This window comes from Leifsonia sp. McL0618, assembly GCF_049994905.1.
In the GTDB taxonomy this organism is placed as follows: domain Bacteria; phylum Actinomycetota; class Actinomycetes; order Actinomycetales; family Microbacteriaceae; genus Diaminobutyricibacter.
In genome coordinates, this window is sequence record NZ_CP188258.1 from 983,738 (window position 1) to 1,009,691 (window position 25,954).

At 68.3% G+C, this 25,954-nt stretch carries 26 protein-coding genes; 14 read left to right on the forward strand and 12 right to left on the reverse strand.

Annotated elements, in window-relative coordinates:
- Positions 1–218 precede the first annotated feature (218 nt).
- From ACPPVQ_RS04800 to ACPPVQ_RS04830, 7 genes are all read right to left on the reverse strand, one after another.
- A complete protein-coding gene (locus ACPPVQ_RS04800; RefSeq protein ID WP_426519168.1) occupies positions 219–509 on the reverse strand; it encodes a DUF1905 domain-containing protein in 291 nt (96 codons plus the stop codon).
- 129 nt (positions 510–638) lie between these two features.
- The gene (locus ACPPVQ_RS04805; protein ID WP_426519170.1) at positions 639–1,403 is read right to left on the reverse strand and encodes an ABC transporter permease; all 765 of its coding nucleotides are present in this window, start codon (positions 1,401–1,403) and stop codon (positions 639–641) included.
- On the reverse strand, positions 1,400–2,221 hold the full coding sequence (locus tag ACPPVQ_RS04810; RefSeq protein ID WP_426519172.1) for an ABC transporter ATP-binding protein: 822 nt from the start codon (positions 2,219–2,221) through the stop codon (positions 1,400–1,402). The genes ACPPVQ_RS04805 and ACPPVQ_RS04810 overlap by 4 nt, the downstream gene beginning before the upstream one ends.
- A complete protein-coding gene (locus ACPPVQ_RS04815; protein ID WP_426519174.1) occupies positions 2,218–2,586 on the reverse strand; it encodes a DUF1048 domain-containing protein in 369 nt (122 codons plus the stop codon). Before ACPPVQ_RS04815 ends, ACPPVQ_RS04810 begins: the two co-directional genes overlap by 4 nt.
- Positions 2,587–2,588: 2 nt before the next feature.
- Positions 2,589–2,939, reverse strand: coding sequence for a PadR family transcriptional regulator (locus ACPPVQ_RS04820; RefSeq protein ID WP_426519176.1), 351 nt, complete (start codon positions 2,937–2,939; stop codon positions 2,589–2,591).
- A gap of 170 nt (positions 2,940–3,109) precedes the next feature.
- A complete protein-coding gene (locus ACPPVQ_RS04825; protein ID WP_426519179.1) occupies positions 3,110–3,466 on the reverse strand; it encodes a YciI family protein in 357 nt (118 codons plus the stop codon).
- Positions 3,467–3,571: 105 nt separating this feature from the next.
- On the reverse strand, positions 3,572–4,495 hold the full coding sequence (locus ACPPVQ_RS04830) for an aldose 1-epimerase family protein (protein WP_426519181.1): 924 nt from the start codon (positions 4,493–4,495) through the stop codon (positions 3,572–3,574).
- 45 nt (positions 4,496–4,540) lie between these two features.
- On the opposite strand from ACPPVQ_RS04830, the gene ACPPVQ_RS04835 reads away from it, so the two are divergent.
- The 4 genes from ACPPVQ_RS04835 to ACPPVQ_RS04850 all read left to right on the forward strand — a co-directional run bounded on the left by ACPPVQ_RS04835 (position 4,541) and on the right by ACPPVQ_RS04850 (position 8,702).
- Positions 4,541–5,185: a pyridoxal 5'-phosphate synthase gene (locus tag ACPPVQ_RS04835; protein ID WP_426519183.1), complete on the forward strand. Its 645-nt coding sequence runs from the start codon at positions 4,541–4,543 to the stop codon at positions 5,183–5,185.
- A gap of 72 nt (positions 5,186–5,257) precedes the next feature.
- Positions 5,258–6,937: a circularly permuted type 2 ATP-grasp protein gene (locus tag ACPPVQ_RS04840; RefSeq protein ID WP_426519186.1), complete on the forward strand. Its 1,680-nt coding sequence runs from the start codon at positions 5,258–5,260 to the stop codon at positions 6,935–6,937.
- Positions 6,931–7,860, forward strand: coding sequence for an alpha-E domain-containing protein (locus ACPPVQ_RS04845; RefSeq protein ID WP_426519188.1), 930 nt, complete (start codon positions 6,931–6,933; stop codon positions 7,858–7,860). The genes ACPPVQ_RS04840 and ACPPVQ_RS04845 overlap by 7 nt, the downstream gene beginning before the upstream one ends.
- Positions 7,857–8,702 (forward strand): transglutaminase family protein, encoded by an 846-nt coding sequence (locus ACPPVQ_RS04850; protein WP_426519190.1) that lies wholly within the window; start codon positions 7,857–7,859, stop codon positions 8,700–8,702. The genes ACPPVQ_RS04845 and ACPPVQ_RS04850 overlap by 4 nt, the downstream gene beginning before the upstream one ends.
- 121 nt (positions 8,703–8,823) lie before the next feature.
- Here the strand turns inward: ACPPVQ_RS04850 and ACPPVQ_RS04855 are convergent, their stop codons facing one another.
- The gene (locus ACPPVQ_RS04855) at positions 8,824–10,359 is read right to left on the reverse strand and encodes a PucR family transcriptional regulator (RefSeq protein ID WP_426519192.1); all 1,536 of its coding nucleotides are present in this window, start codon (positions 10,357–10,359) and stop codon (positions 8,824–8,826) included.
- 167 nt (positions 10,360–10,526) lie between these two features.
- Here ACPPVQ_RS04855 and gabT point away from each other — a divergent pair, with 167 nt between their 5' ends.
- Genes gabT through ACPPVQ_RS04870 form a run of 3 tightly spaced genes read left to right on the forward strand, consistent with a single transcriptional unit; the run spans position 10,527 to position 14,784 of the window.
- Positions 10,527–11,903, forward strand: coding sequence for a 4-aminobutyrate--2-oxoglutarate transaminase (gabT, locus tag ACPPVQ_RS04860; RefSeq protein ID WP_426519194.1), 1,377 nt, complete (start codon positions 10,527–10,529; stop codon positions 11,901–11,903).
- The gene (locus ACPPVQ_RS04865) at positions 11,900–13,396 is read left to right on the forward strand and encodes an NAD-dependent succinate-semialdehyde dehydrogenase (protein WP_426519196.1); all 1,497 of its coding nucleotides are present in this window, start codon (positions 11,900–11,902) and stop codon (positions 13,394–13,396) included. The genes gabT and ACPPVQ_RS04865 overlap by 4 nt, the downstream gene beginning before the upstream one ends.
- A gap of 29 nt (positions 13,397–13,425) precedes the next feature.
- Positions 13,426–14,784 (forward strand): flavin monoamine oxidase family protein, encoded by a 1,359-nt coding sequence (locus tag ACPPVQ_RS04870; RefSeq protein WP_426519198.1) that lies wholly within the window; start codon positions 13,426–13,428, stop codon positions 14,782–14,784.
- 9 nt (positions 14,785–14,793) lie between these two features.
- Here the strand turns inward: ACPPVQ_RS04870 and ACPPVQ_RS04875 are convergent, their stop codons facing one another.
- Positions 14,794–15,684, reverse strand: a complete 891-nt coding sequence (locus ACPPVQ_RS04875; RefSeq protein WP_426519200.1) for a virginiamycin B lyase family protein — start codon at positions 15,682–15,684, stop codon at positions 14,794–14,796.
- Entirely contained in the window at positions 15,681–16,376 is a 696-nt protein-coding gene (locus tag ACPPVQ_RS04880) for a PhzF family phenazine biosynthesis protein (protein ID WP_426519202.1), read from the reverse strand. The genes ACPPVQ_RS04875 and ACPPVQ_RS04880 overlap by 4 nt, the downstream gene beginning before the upstream one ends.
- An 85-nt stretch (positions 16,377–16,461) precedes the next feature.
- Between ACPPVQ_RS04880 and ACPPVQ_RS04885 the strand changes: the two genes are divergently transcribed.
- Both ACPPVQ_RS04885 and ACPPVQ_RS04890 read left to right on the forward strand, forming a co-directional pair.
- The gene (locus ACPPVQ_RS04885) at positions 16,462–17,040 is read left to right on the forward strand and encodes a TetR/AcrR family transcriptional regulator (RefSeq protein ID WP_426519204.1); all 579 of its coding nucleotides are present in this window, start codon (positions 16,462–16,464) and stop codon (positions 17,038–17,040) included.
- 5 nt (positions 17,041–17,045) lie between these two features.
- Positions 17,046–17,618 (forward strand): NAD(P)H-dependent oxidoreductase, encoded by a 573-nt coding sequence (locus ACPPVQ_RS04890; RefSeq protein ID WP_426519206.1) that lies wholly within the window; start codon positions 17,046–17,048, stop codon positions 17,616–17,618.
- A gap of 10 nt (positions 17,619–17,628) precedes the next feature.
- Here ACPPVQ_RS04890 and ACPPVQ_RS04895 read toward each other — a convergent pair whose 3' ends face one another.
- Together ACPPVQ_RS04895 and ACPPVQ_RS04900 are read right to left on the reverse strand one after the other, a co-directional pair.
- The gene (locus ACPPVQ_RS04895; protein WP_426519207.1) at positions 17,629–18,630 is read right to left on the reverse strand and encodes a DUF389 domain-containing protein; all 1,002 of its coding nucleotides are present in this window, start codon (positions 18,628–18,630) and stop codon (positions 17,629–17,631) included.
- A 132-nt stretch (positions 18,631–18,762) separates the two neighbouring features.
- The gene (locus tag ACPPVQ_RS04900) at positions 18,763–18,975 is read right to left on the reverse strand and encodes a helix-turn-helix domain-containing protein (RefSeq protein WP_426519209.1); all 213 of its coding nucleotides are present in this window, start codon (positions 18,973–18,975) and stop codon (positions 18,763–18,765) included.
- A 174-nt stretch (positions 18,976–19,149) separates the two neighbouring features.
- On the opposite strand from ACPPVQ_RS04900, the gene ACPPVQ_RS04905 reads away from it, so the two are divergent.
- The 5 genes from ACPPVQ_RS04905 (at position 19,150) to ACPPVQ_RS04925 (ending at position 25,953) form a co-directional block, all read left to right on the forward strand.
- Positions 19,150–20,535, forward strand: a complete 1,386-nt coding sequence (locus ACPPVQ_RS04905) for a serine hydrolase domain-containing protein (protein ID WP_426519210.1) — start codon at positions 19,150–19,152, stop codon at positions 20,533–20,535.
- 52 nt (positions 20,536–20,587) lie between these two features.
- Positions 20,588–22,183 carry an ABC transporter substrate-binding protein gene (locus ACPPVQ_RS04910; protein ID WP_426519212.1) on the forward strand — a complete coding sequence of 532 codons (1,596 nt, stop codon included), beginning with the start codon at positions 20,588–20,590 and terminating at the stop codon, positions 22,181–22,183.
- Between the two features lie 70 nt (positions 22,184–22,253).
- Positions 22,254–23,249: an ABC transporter permease gene (locus ACPPVQ_RS04915; protein ID WP_426519213.1), complete on the forward strand. Its 996-nt coding sequence runs from the start codon at positions 22,254–22,256 to the stop codon at positions 23,247–23,249.
- A complete protein-coding gene (locus ACPPVQ_RS04920; RefSeq protein WP_426519218.1) occupies positions 23,249–25,189 on the forward strand; it encodes a dipeptide/oligopeptide/nickel ABC transporter permease/ATP-binding protein in 1,941 nt (646 codons plus the stop codon). Before ACPPVQ_RS04915 ends, ACPPVQ_RS04920 begins: the two co-directional genes overlap by 1 nt.
- Positions 25,186–25,953 carry an ABC transporter ATP-binding protein gene (locus tag ACPPVQ_RS04925; protein ID WP_426519221.1) on the forward strand — a complete coding sequence of 256 codons (768 nt, stop codon included), beginning with the start codon at positions 25,186–25,188 and terminating at the stop codon, positions 25,951–25,953. The genes ACPPVQ_RS04920 and ACPPVQ_RS04925 overlap by 4 nt, the downstream gene beginning before the upstream one ends.
- Position 25,954: the final 1 nt, after the last annotated feature.

Consider the following 25,954-nt stretch of genomic DNA (forward strand, 5'->3'; position numbering starts at 1 on the left):
GTAGTAGACAAGACGAATCCTTTGGTGGGGTAAGCGGTGCATCGGGCATCACTCGGCACGGCCGTGAGAGTCGACGGGGCGAGCGCCGACATCGGCGTGCTGTTTTTGCAGGCTACGCAATAATACACGAATGCACACCTGCTCTCGCTGCAAGAAGCCTGTGGGCGTGCGTCATCCGGGTTTCGGCGCGTGGCGCCGCGCCGGCGGCTCCGTGTCCGTCAGGTCAGGCGACGTTCGAGGTGAACCGTGACCGTGTCACCGATGTCTTTGCCGAGGCGCGCGCGAAGCTTGGCGCTGAGGGAGAGCATGTGTCCGCCTCTGCCGGTCACCATCAGACCGATGTTCGGCAGGGCGATCCCGTCCACCGTCGCGTCGACGCGCAGCGCCTTCCTGGTGCCGAAGAGCGTCGCCGAGTCCGGCACCTCGACGCAGGACCACATGCTGCCCTTCACATCGACTCCGATCGGCGCCGTGAACGTGTGGTCAAGGGGGCCTGGCTCGGTACTCATCTGCGGCTCATTCCACGTCGTCGGATGCATAAGTCTGCCAGACGGCTGTAACGAGAAAGACGCTGCCGGCCCCCAGGTGGGAGACCGGCAGCGTCGTTCGGCGGATGCTCGGGCGTGCTGCGCCCGGACTCAGCTGATCTTGCGACGGTAGGCGGCGATCGCGAAGGCGTAGGCGGCGATGAGGATGCCGACGAGCCAGGCGAGCGCGATCCAGATGTCGTTGCCGACAGGCTGTTCGGCGAACAAGGCCCGGATGGTGTTCACGATGGAGGTCACCGGCTGGTTCTCCGCGAACCAGGCGACCGCGGGGGGCATCGACTCAGTGGGCACGAACGCCGAACTGATGAACGGGAGGAAGATCAGCGGGTAGCTGAACGCGCTCGCGCCGTCGACCGTCTTCGCCGAGAGCCCCGCGATCACGGCGAGCCAGGTCAGGGCGAGGGTGAACAGGATAAGGATGCCGGCGACGGCGAGCCAGGCGCCAACCGAAGCTCCGGTACGGAATCCCATGATCAGCGCGACGCCGATGACGATCGTGACCGAGACGAGGTTCGCGACCAGCGAGGTGAGCACGTGCGCCCAGAGCACGCTCGACCTGGCGATCGGCATGGACTGGAAGCGTTCGAAGATGCCGCCCTGCAGGTCGAGGAACAGCCGGTATGCGGTGTATGCGATGCCGGATGCGATCGTGATCAGGAGGATACCGGGGAGCATGTAGTCGATGTACGACTCGTCGGACCCGGTGTTGATCGCTCCGCCCAGCACGTACACGAACAGCAGCATCAGTGCGATCGGGGTGACCGCGGTGGTGATGATCGTGTCTGGGCTGCGGAGGATGTGGCGCAGCGAGCGTCCGGTCAGGGTGCCGGTATCGCCGAGGACGTGGGTGGTCATCGGAGTTCCTTTCGTGCGGGGACCGCCTCATCGGTGGTGTCGCCGTCGGCGGAATCGGTATCGTCGGGTTCGCCGACGAGGGCGAGGAAGACGTCCTCGAGCGAGGGCTGCTTCTCGACGTATTCGACCTCGGCGGGCGGGAGGAGCTGTTTGAGCTCCGCGAGCGTGCCGTTCTGGATGATCTTGCCCTTGTGCAGGATCGCGATGCGGTCGGCAAGCTGTTCGGCCTCGTCGAGGTACTGCGTCGTGAGCAGCACCGTCGTGCCCTGGCCGGCAAGTCTCTTGACCGTCTGCCACACCTCGATGCGCGCCTGGGGGTCGAGCCCTGTCGTCGGTTCGTCGAGGAAGATGACCGGCGGGTTGCCGATCAGGCTCATCGAGATGTCGAGCCGGCGTCGCATCCCGCCCGAGTACGTTCCTGCCTTGCGGTTCCCGGCTTCGGTGAGCGAGAAGCGCGCCAGGAGTTCGTCGGCGATGACACCGGGATTCTTCAGGTGACGCAGCCTGGCGACCAGTATGAGGTTCTCGCGGCCGGTGAGCACTTCATCCACCGCGGCGAACTGGCCCGTCAGGCTGATCGACTCGCGCACGTCACCGGGGCTCGTCGCCACGTCGAATCCGTAGACCGTCGCGGTGCCCGCGTCGGACTTCAACAGCGTCGACAGGATGCGCACCAGCGTGGTCTTGCCTGCTCCGTTCGAGCCGAGGAGTGCGAAGATGCTGCCCGCCTTCACGTCGAAGTCGACGCCCTGCAGGACGTGCAGGTCTTTGAACGACTTCTCCATCCCTTGTACCCGGATCGCGGGTTCGGTGGTCATTTCTGCTCCTCTCGTTCAGCATCTTCGATCGCCTTGTTGAGGCGAGCGCGCTCCTTGTCGATCCACTTCGTACCGGTGTATGCCTGCGCGAATGTCTCGGCGAACTCGACGGGGTCGTCGCCGACGATCTCGCGCAGGGGCGTTCCGTCGGCGGCTGCGCGCTCCCACAGGTCGGTCAGGTCCCCGAACATCGTGAGGAGGGTGTCGCCGTCGGTGATGCCCCCGTAGTACATGAAGTACCGGTGCATGGCCTTCGCCGCAGTGCCGTACGGTTCGGGAAGGGAATCGATGCGAGCCTTGTCCTGCTTGAACTGCTTCTTCTGCTCGAGCGATCCGGTGAGGGTCTCGATCCACTTTGCGGCCATGATTACACTCCTTCTTCCTGGGTCTGTTCCGTGTGGTGGCGGAGCTGTTCGATCCGTTCTGAAAGGAAGCTCCAGGACCTCCAGAACTCTCCGAGATACTCCACGCCCGCTGCGTTCAGCGAGTAGACCTTGCGCGGCGGCCCCTTCTCGGACGGGACTTTTTCCACGTCGACGAAGCCACGCTGCTCGATCCTGACCAGCAGGGCATAGACGGTGCCTTCGACGATGTCGGAGAAGCCCTGCTCGCGAAGCCGTGCCGTGATTTCGTAGCCGTATGCCGGCTCGCCCCCCAGGAGCGCGAGGACGATGCCCTCGAGCGTGCCCTTGAGCATTTCGGTCATCTGCTTGGCCACGAGGCCCTCCCTTCAGCTACTCAGTGTTGCTGACTACCACTAGATAGTAACACCGAATAGCGAGGGCGCAATAGGGGAATTCGAGGAGGACGAGCAGGACGAGGAGGACGAGCTTGCCGCGCACGCGGCCGCCCCCGCCGACCCGATGGGCGGCGGGGGCGTTCGGCGCGCTAGCTGGGATCGTGCTCCAGTTGCCGCACCTCGATCGGCGAATAGCGGGCTTCCACGAATCGCCCCGCGATCTCGACAGCGCGGTCGATGTTCGCGACGTCGACGAGGTAGAAGCCGCCGACCCACTCCTTCGTCTCGATGAACGGCCCATCGGTCGTGTGTACGCGATGGGTGCGCGCATCCGTGCGGACGACGACCGCCGCCTCCGTGCTGAGTGCGTCTGTCGCGATCAGCTCGCCCGCCTCCGTGAGCTCGCGGATGATCGTTGCGTGGGTGCTGTCGACCTCACCCCTCAGCGCCCCGTTGAAGCCTTCATCGAATTCGGGGTTGTTGTAGATCAGAATCTGGTACCGCATGGAAACTCTCCTGTCTTCGGTCACTGACATGAGAACGTCGAACGATGTCGTGCCTGATCGACATCTGTGACGAAACTGCTCCTCTGCGGCATCGTCAGGCCGGCCTCAGAGCGCGTGGATGGTCCAGCCTGCAGTCGCCGTTGCGCCGGGCGCGAGCACGATCAGGTCGGTGCCCGAATTGAAGGCGTCCGGAGGGCAGGTCATGGGTTCGACGGCCAGTCCGAGGCGGCTCGTTGCGGGGTTCGCCTGGTCGGCTGTGTGCACCTGCACCCACGGGCAGTCGTTCGCCCAGGTCATGCCGACACCGGTGCCGTCGGCGGCGGTCACCGTGACAGCGGTGATCCCGTCGTCGTCGCGGGCCAGGTCGGTGAACGCGTGGTCGATGAACGTGGTGCCGATGACGCGCGGCGTCCGAAAATCGTAGGAGCCGTCATCCTCGGTCGCGACATCGGCGAGGCCGATCGGGGCCAGGCGGTCATCGGTCACCGTGAGCACCGACGCAGCGGGAAGCGACAGGGTCCAGTCGTCGACGCGCCCGGAACCGGGCGTCAGGTACGGATGCGGTCCGGTACCCCAGGGGGCGTCGTCGTGCCCGGTGTTCAGGCAGGACACCGTCGAATGCAGGCCGCCCTCGTCGAGTGAGAACGTCACGGTGACTTCGACACGGTGGGGATAGCCGCTCTGCGCCTCGATGGTCGCGACGAGCACGACGTGGCTGGCCGATTGGTCGATCGCCGCGAAGTCGAGCCAGGTGGCGAGGCCGTGCAGCGCGTTCCCCCGGTTGGGCTCGGTGAGCGGAAGCTGTTCCTCGACGCCGCCGAACGTGTACCGGCCGTCGATGACCCGGTTCGGCCACGGCGCCAGCGTGGCTCCGCGGAAGGCGGGGCGGATCTCGTCGGCCTCGAACGGGACGACGAGGTCGCGACCGTGATGCTGCAGCGTACGCAGGCTGGCTCCGACGGATGCGATGGTGGCGGTGTAGTCGCCCGCAGCCAGGCCGTAGTGGGTCCCGGAAAGAGGAGTGGTCATCCGCTCATTCTGCCCCGTCGGAGCGTTCATGGGTACATTCGGATCATGGCCGACACGCTGAGCGGTGACGAGACGCTCATACTCCCCGAATTCGACGTCCCCCCGGCAGATCCTGTGGCACTCGCGGCCGAATGGCTGAACCGCGCCGGTGAACGCGGAGTGCGCGAACCCTGGGTCGCCGCGCTCGCGACGGTCGGTACGGAACCCGATGGCACGCATCCGGTTCCGTCGGTGCGGATGGTGCTGGTCAAGGCGATCGACGAGGCCGGCCTGGTCTTCGCGACCTCCACCACCAGCCGCAAGGGTCGCGAACTCGCCGCGAACCCTCAGGCATCCGCCGTCTTCTACTGGCGGGAGACGATCCAGCAGCTCAGGGTCGAAGGCTTGGTCGAGCAGGTGAGCGATGAGGAGTCCGACCGCCTGTTCACGGAGCGTTCCCGTTCTGCCCGGGCTGCAACGGCGGTATCGCATCAGGGGCGCCCCCTCGAGAGCGAGGAGCACCTCGCCGCCGAGGCGCAGCGCCTGATCGACGGCGAGGCCGGGATCGCGCGACCCGCGGACTGGGCCGGGTACCGCCTCGTGCCGACGGGAATCGAGTTCTGGCACGGACGCACCGACCGGCTGCATCGCCGTCTGGCCTACCGTCGCCAGGCTGACGGCGCCTGGTGGGCGCAGCGACTGCAAGCGTGACGGGGCCGATCACGTAGCACCCCGGAAACGTACGGAAACACCCCAGCAACACCGGCTGGCTACAGTCCATCCATGGGCGACCTCTTCAACGGATACGGCGTCCAGGCCGCGAAACGTCGGAAGAACCGCACGGCGGCCTGGGACGAGATGTTCGCCGACCACGCCCGGTCGGCCGGCGCCCAGCATGCGCGTGCTCCTTACCGCGAGTTGTATGCGGCCCTGGCCACGCTCACACAGGACGAACTGCGCGGCCGCACCGAAGCGCTGGCGAGCTCCTACCTCGCCCAGGGCGTCACGTTCGATTTCGCGGGGGAGGAGCGGCCGTTCCCCCTCGATGCGGTGCCGCGGGTCATCGAACAGCAGGAGTGGGTGCGCATCGAAGCGGGCGTGAAGCAGCGGGTCCGCGCCCTCGAAGCCTTCCTCAGCGATGTCTACGGTGCCCAGAACGCTGTGCGAGACGGGGTCATCCCCGCGGGGCTGATCACCTCGTCTGCGCATTTCCACCGTGCTGCGGCAGGGGTGGAGAGCGCGAACGGGGTGCGCGTCCAGGTGTCCGGCATCGACCTCATCCGCGACGAATTCGGCGCGTGGCGTGTTCTCGAGGACAACGTGCGGGTGCCGAGCGGGGTGAGCTACGTCATCTCCAACCGACGCGTGATGGCGCAGACGCTGCCAGAACTCTTCACCTCGATGCGGGTGAGGCCTGTGGGCGACTACCCGTACCGGCTGCTGCAGGCGCTGCGTGCGAGCGCCCCGGGCGGCATGGATGCGCCCAACGTCGTCGTGCTGACGCCCGGTGTGTACAACTCGGCGTACTTCGAGCACACCCTGCTCGCACGACTGATGGGCGTGGAGCTCGTAGAGGGCCGTGACCTGTTCTGCTCAGCCGGAAAGGTGTGGATGCGCACCACGTCCGGTCCGAAACGCGTCGACGTGATCTACCGGCGCATCGACGACGAATACCTCGATCCGCTGCAGTTCCGGGTGGACTCGGTGCTCGGCACGCCCGGACTGATGCTGGCGGCGCGCCTGGGGAACGTCACGATCGCGAACGCGGTCGGCAACGGTGTCGCAGACGACAAGCTCGTCTACACGTACCTGCCCGACCTCATCCGCTACTTCCTCGCGGAGGAGCCGATCATTCCCAACGTCGACACCTGGCGGCTCGAAGACCCCGGAGCTCTCGAGGAGGTGCTCGACCGGCTCGACCAACTCGTGGTGAAACCGGTCGACGGCTCCGGCGGAAAAGGGCTGGTGATCGGTCCGGATGCGAGCAAGAAAGAGCTCGGCGAGTTGCGCGCGCGCCTGATCGAAGACCCGCGCGGCTGGATCGCGCAGCCCGTGGTGCAGCTGTCGACCATCCCGACCCTCGTCGCTGACGGGATGCGGCCCCGGCACGTCGACCTGCGCCCGTTCGCGGTGAACGACGGTCACGACATCTGGGTGCTGCCCGGCGGACTCACCCGGGTAGCGCTTCCGGAGGGCCAGCTGGTCGTCAACAGCAGCCAGGGCGGAGGATCCAAGGACACCTGGGTGGTCGGCGTGCCCGGCGCGGGAGAGGCCGAGCCGTCGGCGTTCCGCAGCGTGCAGGGACTTGTCGCAGATCAGGCAGCGGCCTCAGCCCCGGCGTCGGCGCCCGCCGGTCACGTCGCCCAGCACGCACCGGACCATTCGGAGCAGGATGCGCCGCGCAGCGATCAGGAGCAACAACAGCAGCAGCAACAGCAAACCAGAACGGATGCGCCGTGCTGAGCCGCATCGCCGCCAGCCTGTTCTGGATCGGACGCTACATCGAACGCAGCGACGGGACCGCGCGCATCCTCGACGTGCACCTGCAGCTGCTGCTCGAGGATCCCTGGATCGACGAAGACACCGCCTGTCGTTCCCTGCTGTCGGTGATGGGCAGTGAGGCGCCGGGGGAGTCGAGCCTGGCGCGGGAGGATGTGCTGCGCATCCTGGCCGTCGATCGTGCGCAGCCAGCATCCATCGTCTATTCGCTGAGCGCAGCGCGCGAGAACGCACGCCGGGCGCGCGAGATCGTCTCCACAGAACTGTGGGAGTGCCTCAACACGACCAGCGCGGGGATGCCGCGACGCGTCTCCAGCGACAAAGTGCACGAATTCTTCTCCTGGGTTCGCGATCGCACCGCGCTCGCCGTCGGCATCATGGAGTCGTCCGCGAGCAGGGACGAGGCGTGGCAGTTCTTCACCCTCGGCCGTTCGCTCGAGCGGGCGGACATGACGGCGCGACTGCTGGCGACACGCTCGCTCACCGAGGCGAGCGGGCCGAGCTGGACCACCATCCTGCGTTCGTGCGGGGCGTACGAGGCGTACCTGCGCACCTACCGCGGCGTACCGTCCGCTCGAAACGCCGCGGAGTTCCTGCTGCACGATCGGCTGTTTCCGCGTTCGATCCTGTACTCGGTGGTTCGCGCGGAACAGTGCCTGCGCGACATCGAGCCCCGCACCGAGCGCGTCGGTGTGAGCGACCGTGCACAGCGGCTGCTCGGCCAGATCCGCAGCGACCTCGAATTCCGGCCGATCGCGGAGATCCTCGACGACCTGCCGACGCACATGTCGGCGGTGCAGGATGCGACGAGTGCAGCCAGTGAGGCCATCCGTCAGCGGTACTTTCCCGAGAATGTCGCGCCCAACTGGATCGGAGAACGGTCGTGAAGCGGCTGCGGATCACGCACTCGACCGGCTACCGGTACGAAGGCGAAGTCACGGCGTCGTACAACGAGGCGCGCATGCTGCCGATCAGCGCCGAGCGGCAGCTGGTGCTGCACTCCAACCTGGAGGTCGATCCGGTCTCGTCGCACCACCAGTACACCGACTACTGGGGCACGCGGGTTCTCGCTTTCGACGTGCTGGCGCCCCACACGACGCTGACGCTGTCGGCCAGCAGCCTGGTCGAAGTGCTCGACCCGCCACGACACGGCGACGGCTTGCCGTGGGATGAGCTTCGGCGGGTGCGATTCACTGCGGGGGAGTACGTGCAGCAGTTGCCGCAGACCGCACTGACGGAGCCGGCGGACGAGGTCGCCGGGATTGCGGCGACCGTCGTCGGGCTGACGCAGACGCCGTGCGAGGCGGCCATCGAGATCTGCCGCCGGGTCGGCGAGGAAGTCGAATACGTCACGGGTGTCACCGGGGTGACGTCGACCGCTGCGGATGCCTGGGCCGCCCGCAAAGGCGTCTGCCAGGACATCACGCACATCGCCGTCGGAGCGCTCCGGTCGGTTGGCATTCCGGCGCGGTATGTGTCGGGGTACCTGCATCCGTCGCCGGATGCGGTCGTCGGCGAGACCGTGGTCGGCGAGTCGCACGCGTGGGTGGAATGGTTCTGCGGCAGCTGGCACGGCTTCGACCCGACCAACCAGCTGGAGATCGGCGACCGTCACGTGCGCGTCGGGCACGGGCGCGATTACACGGATGTGGCACCGCTGCGTGGTGTGTACGCCGGCCCGACCGCATCCGAGCTGTTCGTGACCGTGGAGATCACGCGAGAGGCCTGACGTACGCGCGGGTCGTGTCGCCGAGAGTGCTTCGTGCGGTCGAGCGTGCCTGCTGCAGCTGTCACGTTCGGCCGGAACTGTCACGCTCGGCACACGCGAGCGGGGCGAGCGAAGCGCGCGGCTACACGCGCGTCGCGAGGAGGGCCGCCCAGAGGTCGGCGCGGGCGTGGAAGCTGGACAGGTCGCGGCCGAGCAGGCGCTCGGCTTCGGCGACCCGTGCGCGCAGCGTGTGGCGGTGGATGCCCAGCTCACGCGCCGCCGAATCGAACGTTCCGTTGTGCTCCAGCCACGTTTGCAGCGAGAGCACGAGCGAACTGCCGTTCGCACCGTCGGCGGCGATGAGCGGCGCGAGTGTCGTGCGGGCCACTTCGCGGGCGTCGGTGCGCGCGAGGAACGCCAGCACGCCTTGCCGCGAGATCGTGTCGAACGACACGATGCGTTCGTCGCCTTCCCTGGCGCGATCGAGGGCTTGCGCCGCCTGGTCGTGGGCGCGGGCGAGGTCGGCGTAACCCACCGCATCCGACAGCCCGGCCTTGAGGCCGAATCCGGTCGCCAGTTCTTCGACCGGTGATGCGGCACCGTCACTGAAGCAGAGCACGATGCGGCCGTCGTCGGCGGCGTAGAACAGCGAACCCGGATGCTCGGCCACCCGCAGTTCCAGCCATTCGCTGAGTGCATCGACCCCGTCGATCGGGGTGTCGACGAGCGAGACGCGAACGGGTTCTGCGGGCATCGCCCCCCACATCTGCGTTGCGATGTCGGACGCCAGCTGCGTGTCGCCGGACACGAGCACGTGCCAGAGCCCGGACCGCAGGTGGCCGACCGCCCGGTCGAGCGCGGAGTTCTGCTCGAGGGCGAGACCTGCGAGGGCGATGACACTGGTGACCACCTGCTGGCCGGCCTGGTCGAGCTCGCCGGCGCCGCCGAGGGCCAGCACGCCGCGCAGCTGCCCGCTGGTGCCGAGCGTCTGCAGGGTGAGGGTTTCGCCGCCGGTGACGATGGTGCTGCTGGAGCGCCGTCTGGCTCGCAGCAGTCGCGTCGCCTCCGAACCCACGGCGGCGATGGTGGATGCGCTGAGCGCGTCGGGCGGGAACACGCGATCGACCGAGCCGGTCGCGTCGAACAGCACCACCCAGTGGTCCAGCTGGCGGGACAGCTCTGCCAGGGTGGCCGTCAGCCCGTCGGGACGGAGGGCCGCGAGCGAGATCGCCCGCTGGGCTTTGAGCGCCCACGTGTTGCGCGCGAAGAGCTCTTCGGACGCGAGGTCGGCGACGTAGCGCGACACGGCGATGAAGGGCACGCGGTACGGCACTTCGAAGAGCGGCAGCCCGGCTTCGAGGCACGCGGCCGTGAGCCCGTCGGGGGTGCCGTCGCGGATCACCTCGGTGCCGAAACCGAGCCCGGTGAGTCCACGGTCACGAAGACGCGCGACGTAGGGGGCGAAATCGCCGGGTGCCGTGGCCGCCGGGTCGAACTGGGTGCCGGTGATGAGGAGTACCTGGCCGTCGGAGAGGAACGGCGTCGGGTCGGCGAGGTCGGAGCTGTGCACCCACTGCACCGCCTGGTCGAGCGCCTGCGCCGGCAGTCCGGTCTCGGGCGTCAGCAGCCGGAGGTCGAGTTCCGGGTTCGCGAGGAGACGACGCAGGGTCGGGGGCATGGTGACAGCTTCCTTCCCGCATCCCGGCGCTTCGTTGTACGCCGTGGTCATCAAACGTACTCCGATTGTACAAGCGGGCGATATCTCCCCGTCGAAACGGTGCCTAACCTTAGCCGCAGAGCGCCGTCGCAATCCGGTCCCGGCGCACCCCGTGCACTGGAGTGACCATGACCATCGTCGACACCGTATCCGCCACGCTGACCGGCGGCCCGAGCATTCCGCAGGAGCGGCGCCTCGTCACCGCGATCCCCGGCCCCGAGTCGCGCCGGCGCATGGAGCGCAAGACGCAGGCCGTCGCCGCGGGCGTCGGCACCACCATCCCCGTGTTCGCCGCCGCAGCGGGAGGCGGTGTGCTCGTCGACGTCGACGGGAACTCGCTGATCGACTTCGGGTCCGGCATCGCCGTGACCGGCGTCGGCAACGCATCCCCGCGCGTGGTGGCCGCTGTGCAGGCCCAGGTCGCCCAGTTCACCCACACCTGCTTCACGGTCGCGCCGTACGACTCCTACGTCGAGGTGGCGGAGGCGCTCAACCGCCTCACCCCCGGTGATCACGCCAAGCGGAGCGCCCTGTTCAACTCGGGCGCAGAAGCGGTCGAGAACGCGGTCAAGATCGCGCGCCACTACACCGGCAAGCAGGCGGTCGTCGCGTTCGACCACGCCTACCACGGCCGCACCAACCTCACGATGGGCCTGACCGCGAAGAACCAGCCGTACAAGAGCGGTTTCGGCCCGTTCGCGTCCGAGATCTACCGCGCACCGCTGTCCTATCCGCTGCGCGACGGCGGCCTGAGCGGCGCCGAGGCCGCGCGCCGCGCGATCCTGCACATCGAGAAGCAGGTCGGGGCGGAGAACCTGGCCGCGATCATCATCGAGCCCATCCAGGGCGAGGGCGGCTTCATCGTTCCGGCCGACGGCTTCCTGCCGGCTCTCGCCGACTGGGCCGCCGCCAACGGCGTCGTCTTCATCGCGGATGAGGTGCAGACCGGCTTCGCACGCACCGGTGCCATGTTCGCGAGCGAGCATTTCGGCATCGTCCCCGACCTGGTCGTGACCGCCAAAGGCATCGCAGGCGGCCTCCCGCTCTCTGCCGTCACCGGCCGCGCCGAGATGATGGATGCGCCCCAGGTCGGAGGACTCGGCGGCACGTACGGCGGCAATCCGCTCGCCTGTGTCGCGGCCCTGGCGACCATCGAGACGTATGAACAGGACGGCCTCGTCGAGCGCGCCCGGGAGATCGGCAGCATCCTCTTCGAGAAGCTCGGCGCCCTCCGTGACTCCGACCCCCGGGTCGCCGAAGTGCGCGGTTACGGCGCGATGGTCGCGATCGAGCTGGTCCACCCGATCACGGGAGAGCCGGATGCTGCGCTCACCTCCCGCGTCGCGGCTGCAGCTCACGCGGCAGGCGTCGTGCTGCTCACCTGCGGAACCTACGGCAACGTCATCCGTTTCCTGCCCCCGCTGAGCATGCCGGATCACCTGCTGCGCGAGGGCCTCGACATCGTTGCGGACGCTCTCGCGTCGATCGGTGCGGTGAACGCATGAGCCTCCTCGCCGAAATCGCTGTGTCCGACGCCGCATCCGCCCGCGAGGCGGAGCTGCTCGGACGAGTTCCCGACGGCCTCTACATCGGAGGCGTCTGGCAGGCCGGAAGCGCCGACCCCATCGAGGTCAGCGACCCGGCGACCGGCCGCGTGATCAAGCGGATCGCGAACGCGGGACCGGCGGACGGCATCCGTGCGCTCGATGCGGCCGTCGAAGCTGCGGATGCGTGGGCGGCGACCCCGCCCCGCGCCCGTGGCGAGATCCTGCGTCGCGCCTTCGACCTGCTGCAGGAGCGCAGGGACGACTTCGCCCTGCTGATGACGCTCGAGATGGGCAAGCCCCTCGCCGAGGCGAACGGTGAAGTCACCTACGGCGGCGAGTTCCTGCGCTGGTTCAGCGAAGAAGCGGTGCGCATCGCGGGCCGCTACGGCACGAACCCCGAAGGCACCGGGACGACCGTGGTCTCCCAGCGCCCGGTCGGGCCGTGTTTCCTGATCACGCCGTGGAACTTCCCCCTCGCAATGGCGACCCGCAAGATCGCCCCCGCGCTCGCCGCGGGCTGCACCGTCGTCATCAAGCCTGCAGAGCTCACGCCGCTGACCACGCTGCTCTTCGTGCAGCTGCTCGAGGATGCCGGCCTCCCCGCAGGCGTCGTCAATGTCATCACCACCTCGTCCTCCCGGTCCGTCTCGGCGCCGATCATCGCCGACCCGCGCCTGCGCAAGCTGAGCTTCACCGGTTCGACACCCGTCGGCCGGACGCTCATCGAGCAGTCCGCGGCGAACGTGCTGCGCACCTCCATGGAGCTGGGCGGCAACGCGCCGTTCGTCGTCTTCGACGACGCCGACCTCGACAAGGCGGTAACGGGTGCGATGCTGGCGAAGTTCCGCAACACGGGCCAGGCCTGCACGGCGGCCAACCGGTTCATCGTGCACGACTCGGTCGCCGACGAGTTCGCGCGGCGGGTGACCGAGCGCGTCGACGCCTTCGTCGTCGGGCGCGGCACGGAGGACGGCGTGACGATCGGACCCCTCATCAACGAGGCGGCCGTCACGAACATGGAGGCACTCGTAGCCGACGCCGTCTCCCGCGGTGCCCGCGTGCTGACCGGCGGCACGCGCCCAGACGGCGCCGGCTCGTTCTTCGAGCCGACCGTGCTGGCCGACGTCGCGCCCGGCAGCGATATCGTGCGCGAAGAGATCTTCGGCCCGATCCTTGCCATCTCGACCTTCCGCGAGGAGGCTGAGGCCGTGGCGCTCGCGAACGGAACCGAGTACGGACTCGTCGGCTACGTCTTCACCGAAGACCTCGGCCGCGCGCAGCGGATGATCGACCGCATCGACACCGGAATGATGGGCGTCAACACCGGCCTCGTGTCGAACGCCGCCGCACCGTTCGGCGGAGTCAAGCAGTCGGGCCTCGGGCGCGAGGGCGGCCTCGAAGGCATCCACGAATACCTGTCGACCAAATACACCCTGATCCCGGCGTCCTGAGCGACACCGGCGCAGAAAGAAGCGAAAAAATGAGCGCGATCGAACGCGATGTCGTCATCATCGGCGCCGGCGCATCCGGACTCACCGCGGCGACCGAGCTGAAGAAGGCCGGGCTGACCGTCGCAGTGCTCGAGGCACGCGACCGCGTCGGCGGCCGGCTGTGGACCGACGATGTCGACGGGGCCATGCTCGAGATCGGCGGCCAGTGGGTCTCGCCCGACCAGGACGCACTGAAGAGCACGCTCGCCGAGCTCGGACTGGAAACCTACCCGCGATACCGCGAAGGCGAGAACGTCTACCTCAACGAAGCAGGAGAGCTCACCCGGTTCGAGGGCGAGATCTTCCCTGTGCCGCCCAGGACCGAGGCCGAGATCGTCACGCTGATCGAGAAGCTGGATGCCCTGGTCGCCGAAATCGACCCGGACCGGCCGTGGGAGCATCCGCTCGCCAAAGACCTCGACGAGGTCTCGTTCAGCCGGTGGCTGGAGACGCAGACCGACGACCAGGAGGCGCGCGACAACATCGGGATGTTCATCGCCGGTGCGATGCTCACCAAGCCCGCCCACGCGTTCTCGGCACTGCAGGCCCTGCTCATGGCGGCGAGCGCCGGCAGCTTCAGCAACCTGGTCGACGCCGACTTCATCCTCGACAAGCGCGTCATCGGGGGCCTTCAGCAGGTTCCGCTGCTGCTGGCGGAACGGCTCGGCGGCGATGTGCGCCTCGGCCAGGCCGTGCGCACGCTCCGCTGGCACGACGGCGGCGTCACGGCGGTCACCGACTCGGTCGAGGTGAAGGCGCGGTTCGCGGTCATCGCGGTGCCGCCCATCCTGATCAGCCGAATCGGATACGAGCCGCCCCTGCCGCGCCGCCAGCAGCAGCTGCACCAGCACCTGTCGATGGGCTTCGTCATCAAGGTGCACGCGGTCTACGAGACGCCGTTCTGGCGGGAGGCTGGTTTGTCCGGCACGGCTTTCAGCCCGTACGAGCTGGTGCACGAGGCGTACGACAACACGAACTACGGCGACGAACGGGGCACGCTCGTCGGCTTCGTGGCGGATGAGGCGGCCGACGGCGTCTTCGCTCTGACCGCGGAGGAGCGCAAGCAGCGCATCCTCACCTCACTGTCGCACTATTACGGCGAGAAGGCGCTCGAGCCGGTCGTCTACTACGAGAGCGACTGGGGTTCGGAAGAGTGGACCCGCGGGGCGTACGCGGCCAGCTTCGACATGGGCGGCCTCGCGCGCTACGGCGCCGACCTGCGCACACCGGTCGGCCCGATCTGGTTCTCGTGCAGCGATATGGCAGGCAAGGGCTACCAGCACGTCGACGGCGCCATCCGCGTCGGCCGCGAAACGGCCGCGGGGATCATCGCGGCGGCGGGCGCCTAGCAGCGACGGTCAGGCGAGCTCTGCGAGCAGGCCCCGTTCGAGCGCGACCCAGACGTGGCCGTCGGGGGCCACGGCGATGCCGTGCGGCTCGCTCGCGGGGGTGGGCAGGTCGTGCAGCGTGAGCTCGCCCGCGTCGGAGACGAACCCCACCTGGTTGGAGCCCCAGAGCGTGAACCAGCATCCGCCGGCCGGGGCCGCCGTGATCGCGTGCGGCTTGGAGTCGGAGTCTGGCAGCAGCACCTCGGTGAGCACGCCATCCCGGCCGATGCGCCCGAGCGCACCGCCCAGCACTTCGGCGAACCACACGGCGCCGTCTTCTGCGACCGTGATCCCGACCGGCCCCGACGCCGGTCGCGGCAGCTCGAAATACTGGATGGCCGCATCCCCGCCCCGCACATGCCCCACCGCGTTGCCCTGGTTGAGGGTGAACCAGACGCTCTCGCCCGACCCCGCGATCATCGACGCCATACCGTCGGAGCGTCCGACCGGGAACTCGGTGACGCGCCCCATGATGTCGACGCGGCCGAGGGCATCCGCTGCCAGTTCGGTGAACCAGACGGTGCCGTCGTAGAGCGAGGTGATGCCGAACGGACTCGACTCCATGGTGGGCACCGACACCTCGTTGAGCACGCGGATGCTGTCGCGCGCCCCGCGCCCGACGTGGACGATACGGTTGCCCGTCGTGTCGGTGACCCACACCGATTCGTCGGTGGCCCGGGAGAGTTGCGAGGGCTGGGCGGTGTCGCCGAGGTCGACGAACTGCAGGGAGCCGTCGACGTCGCGTCGCCCCACCTGCCCCGCGTGTACGAGCGTGAACCAGACGGCGCCGTCGTCGGTGACGGTGATGCCGTAGGGACCGGCGCTGGCATCCGTGACCGGATGCTCGACGATCCGCGTCACGTGAGTTCGAGCCGGTCGCGCCGGTCATACACCGTGCGGCCGCCGACCCGCACCAGGTCATGGCCGACGAGGTTGGTGACGAGCACCGACCCGTCGCCCTGCAGGATCGTCAGGTGCCGTCTCAGGTACGCGGTGATGCCGGCGGCGGCGGCCCCGGTGGCCTGGTCTTCGGCGATTCCCATCTCGGGGGCGAACATGCGGGCGCGCAGGTGGCCGGCGCCCTCGTCGATCCACGCGTAGGCGAAATGCTGGCCCTCGGTGAAATCGGCCGGGTCGAGGGCATCGACTTCGCCGGGGGAGTCGAGTGGGATCCAGTGGAACTCGGGCGCCCAGTCCGCGTGGGCGGTGATCCAGGTGATGTCGCCTTCGAAGTCGACCATCACCTCCCCGGCCTTCTCGCGCAGCGCCCACAGCTGGATGCCCTGGCGCGCCAGGAGCCAGGCGGTGCCGACACTGGGATGGCCGGCGAACGGCAGCTCTTTCGCGGGGGTGAAGATGCGGATGCGTGCGGTGAAGAGCTCGTCGTCGACACCGTCGACGAACGCCGTTTCGCTGAATCCGAGCGTCTTCGCGATCTCCTGTTCCCTGCCGAGGCTGGAGCCCGTGCTCTCGATGACGCCGAGCTCGTTGCCGTAGTCGCCGCTCTCATCGGTGAACACGCGAACGACGTCGACGTCGATGGTTTCGCTCATCCCACCAGCCTCCCACGAATGGCGGCCGGCGGGCGGCTTGTGTTCCTTAATCGAACAGACTAGTATGTTCGATTAAGGAGGCACCATGGCCACACAGATTCGCAGGACCCGCTCGGAGAGCCGCATCCTCGCCGCAGCATCCGATCTCTTCTACGAACACGGGCTGCGCGGAGTCGGCATCGACCAGGTGATCGCGACCTCGGGAATCTCCAAGTCGACGCTCTACGCGCACTTCCGCTCGAAAGACGACCTCGTCGCCGCCTACCTGCGGGCGACCGACGACTCGTGGATGCGGCAGCTCCAGGATTCGGCAGCGGCGGCCGGCGACGACCCGGCCGCCCAGCTCGTCGGGCTCTTCGACGCACTCCTCGACGCCTTCGACCGGCACGGCTTCTTCGGGTGTCCGTTCATCAGCGCTGCCGTCGAGTCCGGCATCGACTCCCAGGCGCGCGCGATCACGCGCGAACATGTCCAGCGCCGGCAGGCGTGGCTCGCCGGGCTGTGTGCGGCTGCGGGAGCACCCGACCCCGACCGGCTCGCGAGCCATGTCGGCTTCCTCATCGACGGCGCCCTGGCCGGCGGCCGGCTCCAGCAGGACCGCTCGGTCGTCGACGCTGCCAAGCGCGCCGCCGCCGACGCGGTCGACTCCATTCCTCGTAGCTGAAAGGCATGACAGTGACGACACTGATCGTTCTCGCACATCCGGATCTCGCCCGCTCGCACATCGCTGCTCCGCTCGCTGCGGGTGTCGCCGACCTTCCCGGCGTCACCGTGCGAGACCTTGCTGCGCTGTATCCGGATGGTGCCATCGACATCGAGGCGGAGCAGCGCGCGCTCGAGGCGGCCGACACCGTCGTGCTGCAGTACCCGACGTACTGGTATTCGCCGCCCGGCATGCTGAAGGCCTGGATGGACGCGGTGCTCCTCATGGGATGGGCATACGGCCAGAGCAAGCCCGGCGTCCTCGCGGGCAAAGGCTTTCGGGTCGTCACGTCGACCGGTGGAATCGAGGCCGCATACTCACCGGACGGGTTCCACGGCTTTGCGTTCGACGACGTGCTGATCCCCATGCGTGCGATCGCGCGGCGGCTCGGGATGCGCTGGCTCAAGCCCCTCGTCGTACACGGTGTGCGCGATGTCACCCCAGCCGAACTCGATGGCTTCGTCGGCGAGTACCGCCGGATGCTGCAGGGCGACGCCGAGGGCGCGACGGCGGCCGCCGCGGTCCTCGCTGCCGCCTGACCGCGGTCGCTCAGGGCGACGGCGTGCGGAGGTCGACCGTATACGACGGAACGAGGTCGACCTGGATGCCTGACGGGTCGACCCCGGCCTTCTCCAGCCGGGCTTCGAGCGTGTCCGTTGCGGGCACGGGCGGCGCGCCCGTCACGCGCACGAGGTATGTCCCGTTCGCCGTGGTCACGCTCACGAGATTCCAGCCCGTGCTCTGTGCCCACGATTGTGCGACCGTGCGGATCGAGCTCTGCCGGGCGGTCTGCACGGCGAGCCTCACCGAGGCGATCCCGAGCGGGATCGCGACGATCACGACCATTGCTCCGATCACGACGAAGGCATTGCGCCGCTTGATGGGCCGGCCGGTGTCGACATCGCCCGGTGACGGGCGTGCCCCGTAGACCGCGAGGATCACGATCCCGGTGGCCAGGATCGCCGCCACGTTCGTCAGGAACAGCAGCAGCGCACCGGCCGCCTGTGCGGGAGCACCCGACTGAAGCGTCAGCCCGACCACGGTGAGGGGAGGCACCAGCGAGATCGCGATCGCGACGCCGGGCAGCGTGTCCGAGATATCCGACCGGACCAGCGCGACCGCGCCGACCGCCCCGGTGGCGAGGGCCGCGACCAGGTCGATGAGGTCGGGGGATACCCGGCTCGCAACCTCGGGATCCGTGGCCGCGACGACCGGCTCGGAGACGAGCAGCCCGACGACGAAGCCGACGGCGATGGAAGCAAGCGCGCCGAGGACGACGAGCACGATGGAGCGCACGAGGTTCACTCCGTCGGCGAGCACGGTCGACAGGCTGATGCCCTGGATCGGAAGCATCATCGGGGCCACGATCATCGCGCCGATCACGGTCGCCGACGAGTTCGCGACGACACCGGATGCGGCGATCACCGACGACAGTCCGAGCAGCAGCCAGAAGCGGGTCAGCCGCCGCCTCCGCTCGGCCCCTTCGAAGAGGACTGCGTTGCGCATTGCAGCAACGTCGTTGCGAACGTCGTCCGGCACCTCCGGGGACATCCCGCACCTCCCGGTTCGGCCCGTCCTGCTACCCAGAGGCTATCCCCGCCGAGATGACGCGGGCAACGCATCGCGGCTGAGTGCGGCTACAGTTCGTGCGAAGGCCAGCCACGCTCGTCCGCGCAGAGCTACCTATCGGTCGTCGGCATCGTTCACCTCCAGTTCGACATCCAAGGCGTTGAGGGCGTCGAACACCAGTCGTACCTGCGCGGTACCTTTGCCGGATTCGAACTCGTTCACCCAGCGCCTGGATACGCCGGCACGCTCAGCCAGTTCCTCCTGCGTCCAGCCTCGGGCTTCCCTTCTATCGCGGATGAGCGCCCCGAGTTCCGTTGGTCGTCTCACCAGCACGGTCTTCCTCCTCTTTGTTACCGATCGCTCACAATCTACCGAAGTAACCGAGCGATTACACAACCCTAAAGTAATCGATCGGTCACATGTGCAGGCGGACGAATGGCGACCCGATTAACTGTCCGATCGGACGAAAAGGCGGCCGTTCGCTTTTCTTATGGTGATGGAATGAAGTCACTAGACGAGATCCAGGCGTTCATCGACACCGAGTTCGCGGGCCTCGTCCGCGACCACAAGGTTCCGGGCGCAGCCATCGCCGTGCTCAAGGACGGTCAGATCATCGACGGCGCCGGCGGCGTGCTCAGCACCTCGACGCTCGTCGACGCGACGCCCGACTCGGTCTTCCAGATCGGGTCGATCACGAAGGTGTGGACGGCGACGCTCGTCCTGCAGCTCGTCGACGACGGACTGCTCGATCTCGACCTGCCGATCCAGACCTACGTCACCGACTTCCACCTCGCCGACGAGGCATCCGCCGCAAGCATCACCACGCGTCAGCTGCTCAGCCACCAGGGCGGCTTCGAAGGCGACGTCTTCACAGACACCGGCCGCGGTGAGGATGCGATCGCGAAATACGTCACCTCGATCGCCGAACTTCCGCAGCTGTTCTCGCCCGGCGAGCTGTTCTCATACAACAACGTCGGCTTCTCCATCCTCGGCCGCCTCGTCGAGGTGCTCCGCGAGAAGACCTGGGAGCAGGCCCTGGTCGACCACATCGTCACCCCGCTCGGGCTCACCCACGTTGCTCCGAGTGCCTACGAGGCGATCCTCCACCGTGCGGCCGTCGGCCACGTCGGACCGGGCGAGGACGGCGTCGAGATCGCAGCCCCCGTCTGGGCGCTCGCCCGTTCGAACGAACCGGCCGGCTCAATGCTTGCCATGCGTCCCCGCGACCTCGTGAGCTTCGTCAAGATGCACCTCGACGGTGGCACGGCGCCGGACGGCACGCGCATCCTCTCGGCGGACTCCGTCGCAGCCATGCAGACGAAGCATGTCGACCTGCCGCGCCTGACCGGCATGGGCGACGCCTGGGGCCTCGGCTGGGAGATCATCGACAGCTCGGCGCCCACTGTGCTGGGCCACGACGGCGGCACCATCGGCCAGGCGGCCTTCCTGCGCATCGTCCCCGAGGCGGGGCTGGCTGTCGCAATGCTCACCAACGGCGGTGACGTGTTCGGCCTCTTCGAGTCCGCGGTCGCCCGCATCCTCGCCGAGGTCGCCGGGGTCACGCTGCCCGGCCACCCCCTCCCGCCGGAGGAACACGCCGCCGTCGACGCGACGCCGTACCTCGGTCTCTACTCCGACACCATCTACGACATCGTCGTCAGCCAGGACGAGGACGGCCGCGTCTGGATCGACCGCACGCCGAAGGACATCATCGCCGAGATCGGCGGGAAGCCGGATCGCAGCGAGCTCGTCGCCTTCGGAAAGGACTCGCTGATCCAGCTCGAGGGGCAGCGCGGCATCCACCCGATCTACGCCTTCCTCGGTGACGCCGGCGACGGCAAGGCGAAGTACATCCACTACGGCCGCGTCGTCACGCGCGCCTCCTAGACCCACCTACCGCGTCCACAGCAGTACGCCACCAGCAGAAAGAGCATCCTTCATGAAATCAATCAGGAAACCTGCGATCGCGGCCATCGTCGCGGCCGTCGCCGTGTCCTCCCTCGCCGGGTGCGCAGCCGGCGCAAGCACGGGGTCGTCCTCGGCCAACTACGCCGACGGAAAGGCGTTCACGCTTGCCCTCAGCGCAGACCCCGGCAACCTCGACCCGCAGGCCTCCGCCGTCAGCGCCCTCTTCGCTCTGACCCACTTCGCATACGACCCTCTCGTCAACGTCGACGCCAAGGGCAAGATCACCAGTGGCCTGGCGAATGCGTGGAAGCTCGACGGCACCACCGCGACGTTCACGATGAAGAAGGGCGTCACCTGCTCCGACGGCTCCACCTTCACGGCGAAGACCGCCGCGGCCAACATCACCTGGGTCGAGGCCCCGGCGAACAAGAGCCCGTTCCTCGGCGCCTTCATCCCCGCCGGAATCACCGCCGCCTCCGACGATTCGGCCGGCACGGTCACCCTCACCCTCTCGTCGCCTGCGCCGTTCCTGCTGCAGAGCATCGCCAACCTGCCGATGGTCTGCGACGCCGGACTCGCCGACCGCTCCAAGCTGGCCACGGCCACGATCGGCACCGGCCCATACGTTCTCACCGAAGCCGTTGCGAACGACCACTACACGTACAAGGTCAACAAGAAGTACACCTGGGGCCCCGGCGGCGCCAGTACGAGCGCCAAGGGCACGCCGACGACGGTCACGGCGAAGGTGATCCCGAACGAGACCACCGCGGCCAACCTGCTGCTCTCGGGCCAGGTGAACTCGGCGGAGATCATCGGGCCGGACGCCGCGCGACTCGCGGCGGCGAAGCTGTTCACCCAGAACACGCCGGCCCTGATCGGTGAGCAGTGGTACAACAACACCGGCAGCCACCCGACGACCGACCCGGCCGTGCGCATGGCGCTCACCCAGGCGCTCGACCTGCCCCAGTTGCAGAAGGTCATCACGTCGGGCAAGGGCACGGCCGCGACCAGCTTCGCCGTCGTCCCGCCTGTCGCCTGCACGGTCGACTCCGTGTCCAAGGCTCTGCCCAAGAAGGACATCGCTGCAGCGAAGGCGGCGCTCGACGCGGCCGGCTGGGTTGTCGGCTCTGACGGCGTCCGTGCCAAGAACGGTGTCAAGCTCGACCTGACCTTCCTCTACGACTCCACGCTCGGAACGGGCGGCGTCGCCGCCTCGGAGCTCGCGACGAAGGCCTGGGATGCCATCGGCGCGAAGGTCACGGCCACCCAGCAGGATGCGACGGCCATTTCGGGTGCCCTGTTCGGCACCGGAGCCTGGGACATCGCGTGGGAGCCGCTCAACGTGAACAGCCCCGACCAGCTCGTCGGCTTCCTGTCCGGCCCCGCGGCGCCCAAGGGCACCAACTTCGCGAACGTCCAGAACGCGGACTACTCGTCGAACGTCGCCAAGGCGATGACGATGAACGGCACAGAGGGCTGCCAGACCTGGGCTGACGCCGAGACGGCGCTCGTGAAGGCCGCCGACGTAGTGCCGTTCGCCAACAACGTCGTCAAGACGTTCGGCAAGGGCGCAGTGTTCCAGCAGATCGGCGAGATCGTGCCGACCAGCATCCGGATGCTCGGCTGACCGCACACCGCTCCGCACGCACCACAAGCACCACCCGTTCCACCGCACCAATCAGTAAGGAAACCACGGCATGACATCAGCAGTCGCCCTGCCGGCAGAAGAGATTCGCACCACCGGCGATCGTCGCTGGCAGCGCTTCGCGATCCGCCGGTCAGGGCGACTCCTGGTGTCGCTGTGGGTTCTCGTCACAGCGTCGTTCCTCATGATCCACCTCGTGCCGGGCGACCCGATCCGGGCGGCGATGGGCGCGACGACGCCACTGGCCGTCGTCAACGCCCGGCGCGAAGCGCTCGGACTCAACGAGCCGCTCTGGCAGCAGTACCTGCACTACCTGCAGGGCGTGTTCACCGGAAACCTCGGCGAGTCCATCGGCTCCCAGCTCCCGGTGGCGCAGGTGATCGGCCAGCGGCTCGCTGCGACGGCCGCACTCGCCGGTCTCGCCTTCCTGCTCGCGATCGTGATCGCCGTGCCGATCGGCGTCGCCGTCGCCGTGGCCACCCGGCGATCGCGGGGCCGCCGCCTCGAACTGGGGTTCACCGCCGGCAGCGTCTTCCTCTCGACGATCCCCGACTTCCTCCTGGGCGTCGCCCTCGTCTTCGTGTTCGGCGTCACCCTCGGGTGGCTGCCGGTCGCCGGACGGGACAGCGCCGCCTCCTACATCCTCCCGGTGATCGCACTCGCCCTCGGCCCGGCGGCCGTGCTCGCCCGTATCGTGCGGGTCGAGATGCTCGGTGTGCTCGACGCCGACTACGTGCGCACCGCACGGGCGAAGCGTCTCAGGTCGTGGCGCATCCACCTCAGCCACGCCCTGCCGAACGCGCTCACGGCGACACTCACCCTCGCCGGGCTGCTGCTCAGCTCCCTGGTGGTCGGCACCGTGCTGGTCGAGAACGTGTTCGCGTGGCCCGGGCTCGGCAGCACCATCGTGCAGTCGATCCAGACCAAGGACTACCCGCTCGTGCAGGCCACCGTGCTCGTCTACGGCGTCGGCGTGCTCCTCGTGAACACCATCGTCGACGTCGTGCTGGCCTTGCTCGACCCGCGCTCGACCGTTGCGGAGCACTGATGAAAGCCATCCGGCGCACCATGCGCACCCCTCTGGGCATCGCAGCGATCGTGCTTCTCGCCCTCGTGCTCGCGACGGCCGTCTTCGCCCCCATCCTCTGGGGTGAGAAAGCGGATGCGGTCAACACGAACGACCTGCTGGCCGGGCCGTCGCCCGAGCACTGGATCGGAACAGACAACCTGGGCCGCGACCTCTTCTACCGGGTTCTCGTGGCGACCCGGCTCTCCATCGTGCTCGCGCTGTTCGCGACCCTCGTCTCGGTCGTGATCGGCCTCGTCCTCGGTGTCCTCCCGCTCCTGCTCGGGCCGCGTTTCGGTCGCGTGATCACCTGGATCGTCGGCATCGCCGTCGCCTTCCCCGGCCTGCTCCTCGCACTCTTCTTCGCGGTGATCTTCGGCACCGGCTGGCTGGGCGCCGTGCTGGCCATCGGCATCGCCGGAGCCCCGTCGTTCGCCCGGCTCTGCCAGACACTCATCGCCGGTGTGGCGTCGCGCGACTACATCGCAGCCGCGCGGGTGGGCGGCGTCGGCCGCTTCCGGGTGCTCTCGCGCCACGTGCTTCCGAACATCGGCGAGCCCCTGATCGTGAACGCGACGATCGGTGCCGGCGGAACCCTGCTGGCGTTCGCCGGCCTCTCGTTCCTGGGCCTCGGCGTTCAGCCGCCCGGGTACGACTGGGGCCGACTCATGGGTGAGGGACTCTCGGGCATCTACGTCAATCCGCTCGCCGCGCTCGCCCCCGGCATCGCCGTGGTCATCGCCGGACTGGCGTTCAACCTCGTCGGAGAATCCGCCGCACGCGCACTCGGCATCGCGTCGGCGAACCCGATCACCGCCATCAAGAAGAAGGTCCAGCGCGGTCCCGCTGCGGCGGCCGCCCCCGCAGCGGTCCGCGAATCGGATGCCGTGCTCGACGTGGAGGACCTGCACGTCAGCTTCCCCGGTGCCGCGGGTCCCGTGAGCCCCGTGCGCGGGATCACCTTCACCATCCAGCGGGGCGAGGCCGTCGGAATCGTCGGCGAATCCGGCTCGGGCAAGTCGCTCACGGCCTTGTCGGTCGCCCAGCTGGTCGAGCAGCCGGGCGAGGTGAAAGCCCGGAAGCTCGACTTCCAGGGCCACGCGCTCCTCGAGGGCGACCCCGCACGCCACCGCCGCCTTCTCGGCACGTCGCTCGCGATGGTGTTCCAGGACCCGATGACGTCGTTCAACCCCACCAAGCGCATGGGCGGACAGCTCTCCGAAGTGGCGATCGAGCACGAGGGGCTGAGCTCGAAGGACGCTCTCGCCAGGGCCGTCGACCGGTTCGGTTCGGTGAAGCTGCCCGACCCCGAGCGCCAGGTGAAGCAGTATCCCCACGAATTCTCGGGCGGCATGCGCCAACGCGCGATGATCGCGATGGGGCTGATGGCCACGCCGAAACTGATCATCGCCGATGAGCCGACGACGGCGCTCGACGTCACCGTGCAGCAGCAGGTACTCGCGCTGCTGCAGTCGATCCGCGAGCAGGACGACGTCGCCCTCCTCCTGATCAGCCACGACGTCTCGGTCGTCGCCGAGATCTGCGACCGGGTGCTCGTGATGTATGCGGGCCGCATCGTGGAGGACCTGCCGGCGCACCAGCTCGCGACGGCAGCCCGGCATCCGTACACCCGTGCTCTGCTCGCGGCGGTTCCCGACATGACGACAGACATCGACCAGCCCCTGGCGACGGTGCCGGGGCGCCCGGTCGATCCCGCGCAGGTTCCGGCCGGCTGCGCCTACGCCGCGCGCTGCCCGCTCGCCGACGCCCGCTGCCGCAGTGTCGACCCGGAGCTCGTCACCGACGACGCCGGCAACCGCGTCGCCTGCTGGCACGCGGGGGAGCCGATCCAGCTCGGGATGCCCGCGCGGCTCCCGCTGCGCACGGAGATCGAACGCGATGATGCGGAGGTCCTGGCATGAGTGAACTCCGTTTCGACGACGTGACCGTGCGCTACGGTGCAGGGCGCACCGCGATGACCGCTGTCGACGGCGTCAGCCTGACGGTTCCGTCCGGGGAGGTCGTCGGCCTCGTCGGCGAGTCCGGCTCGGGCAAGTCGACCCTCGCGCGCACCGCCGTCGGCCTGTCGCCGGTCCATTCGGGCCGCATCCTGCTCGACGGGTCCCCGATCGCCGCGCGCCGCGGGCGCCGCCCCCTGCAGATGGTCTTCCAGGACCCGTACTCGTCGCTCGACCCCCGCATGACGATCGGCGCCAGCATCGCCGAAATCCTCCCGCGCGGCCTCGGCCGCGGCGAACGGCGCGATGAGGTCGCGCGGCTTCTCGAACTCGTGCACCTCGACAACACCCGCGCGCAGGCCTACCCGTCGGAGCTCTCCGGCGGACAACGCCAGCGGGTGGCCATCGCGCGAGCCCTCGCCGGCCGGCCGGAGGTGCTCGTCGCAGACGAGATCACCTCGGCACTCGACGTGTCGATCCAGGGTTCGATGCTCAACCTGGTGCGCGAACTGCAGGCCGAACTCGGACTGTCGATGCTCTTCATCTCGCACAACCTGGCTGTCGTGCGGTACGTGGCGAGCAGCGTCGCCGTCATGTACCGCGGGCGCATCGTCGAGCAGGGCCCGACGGCACAGGTACTCGAAGAGCCGGAACATCCCTATACCCGCCAGCTGCTCTCCGCGATCCCGCGCCGAGTCCAGACAACACCAACCACCACCCACAAGTAAG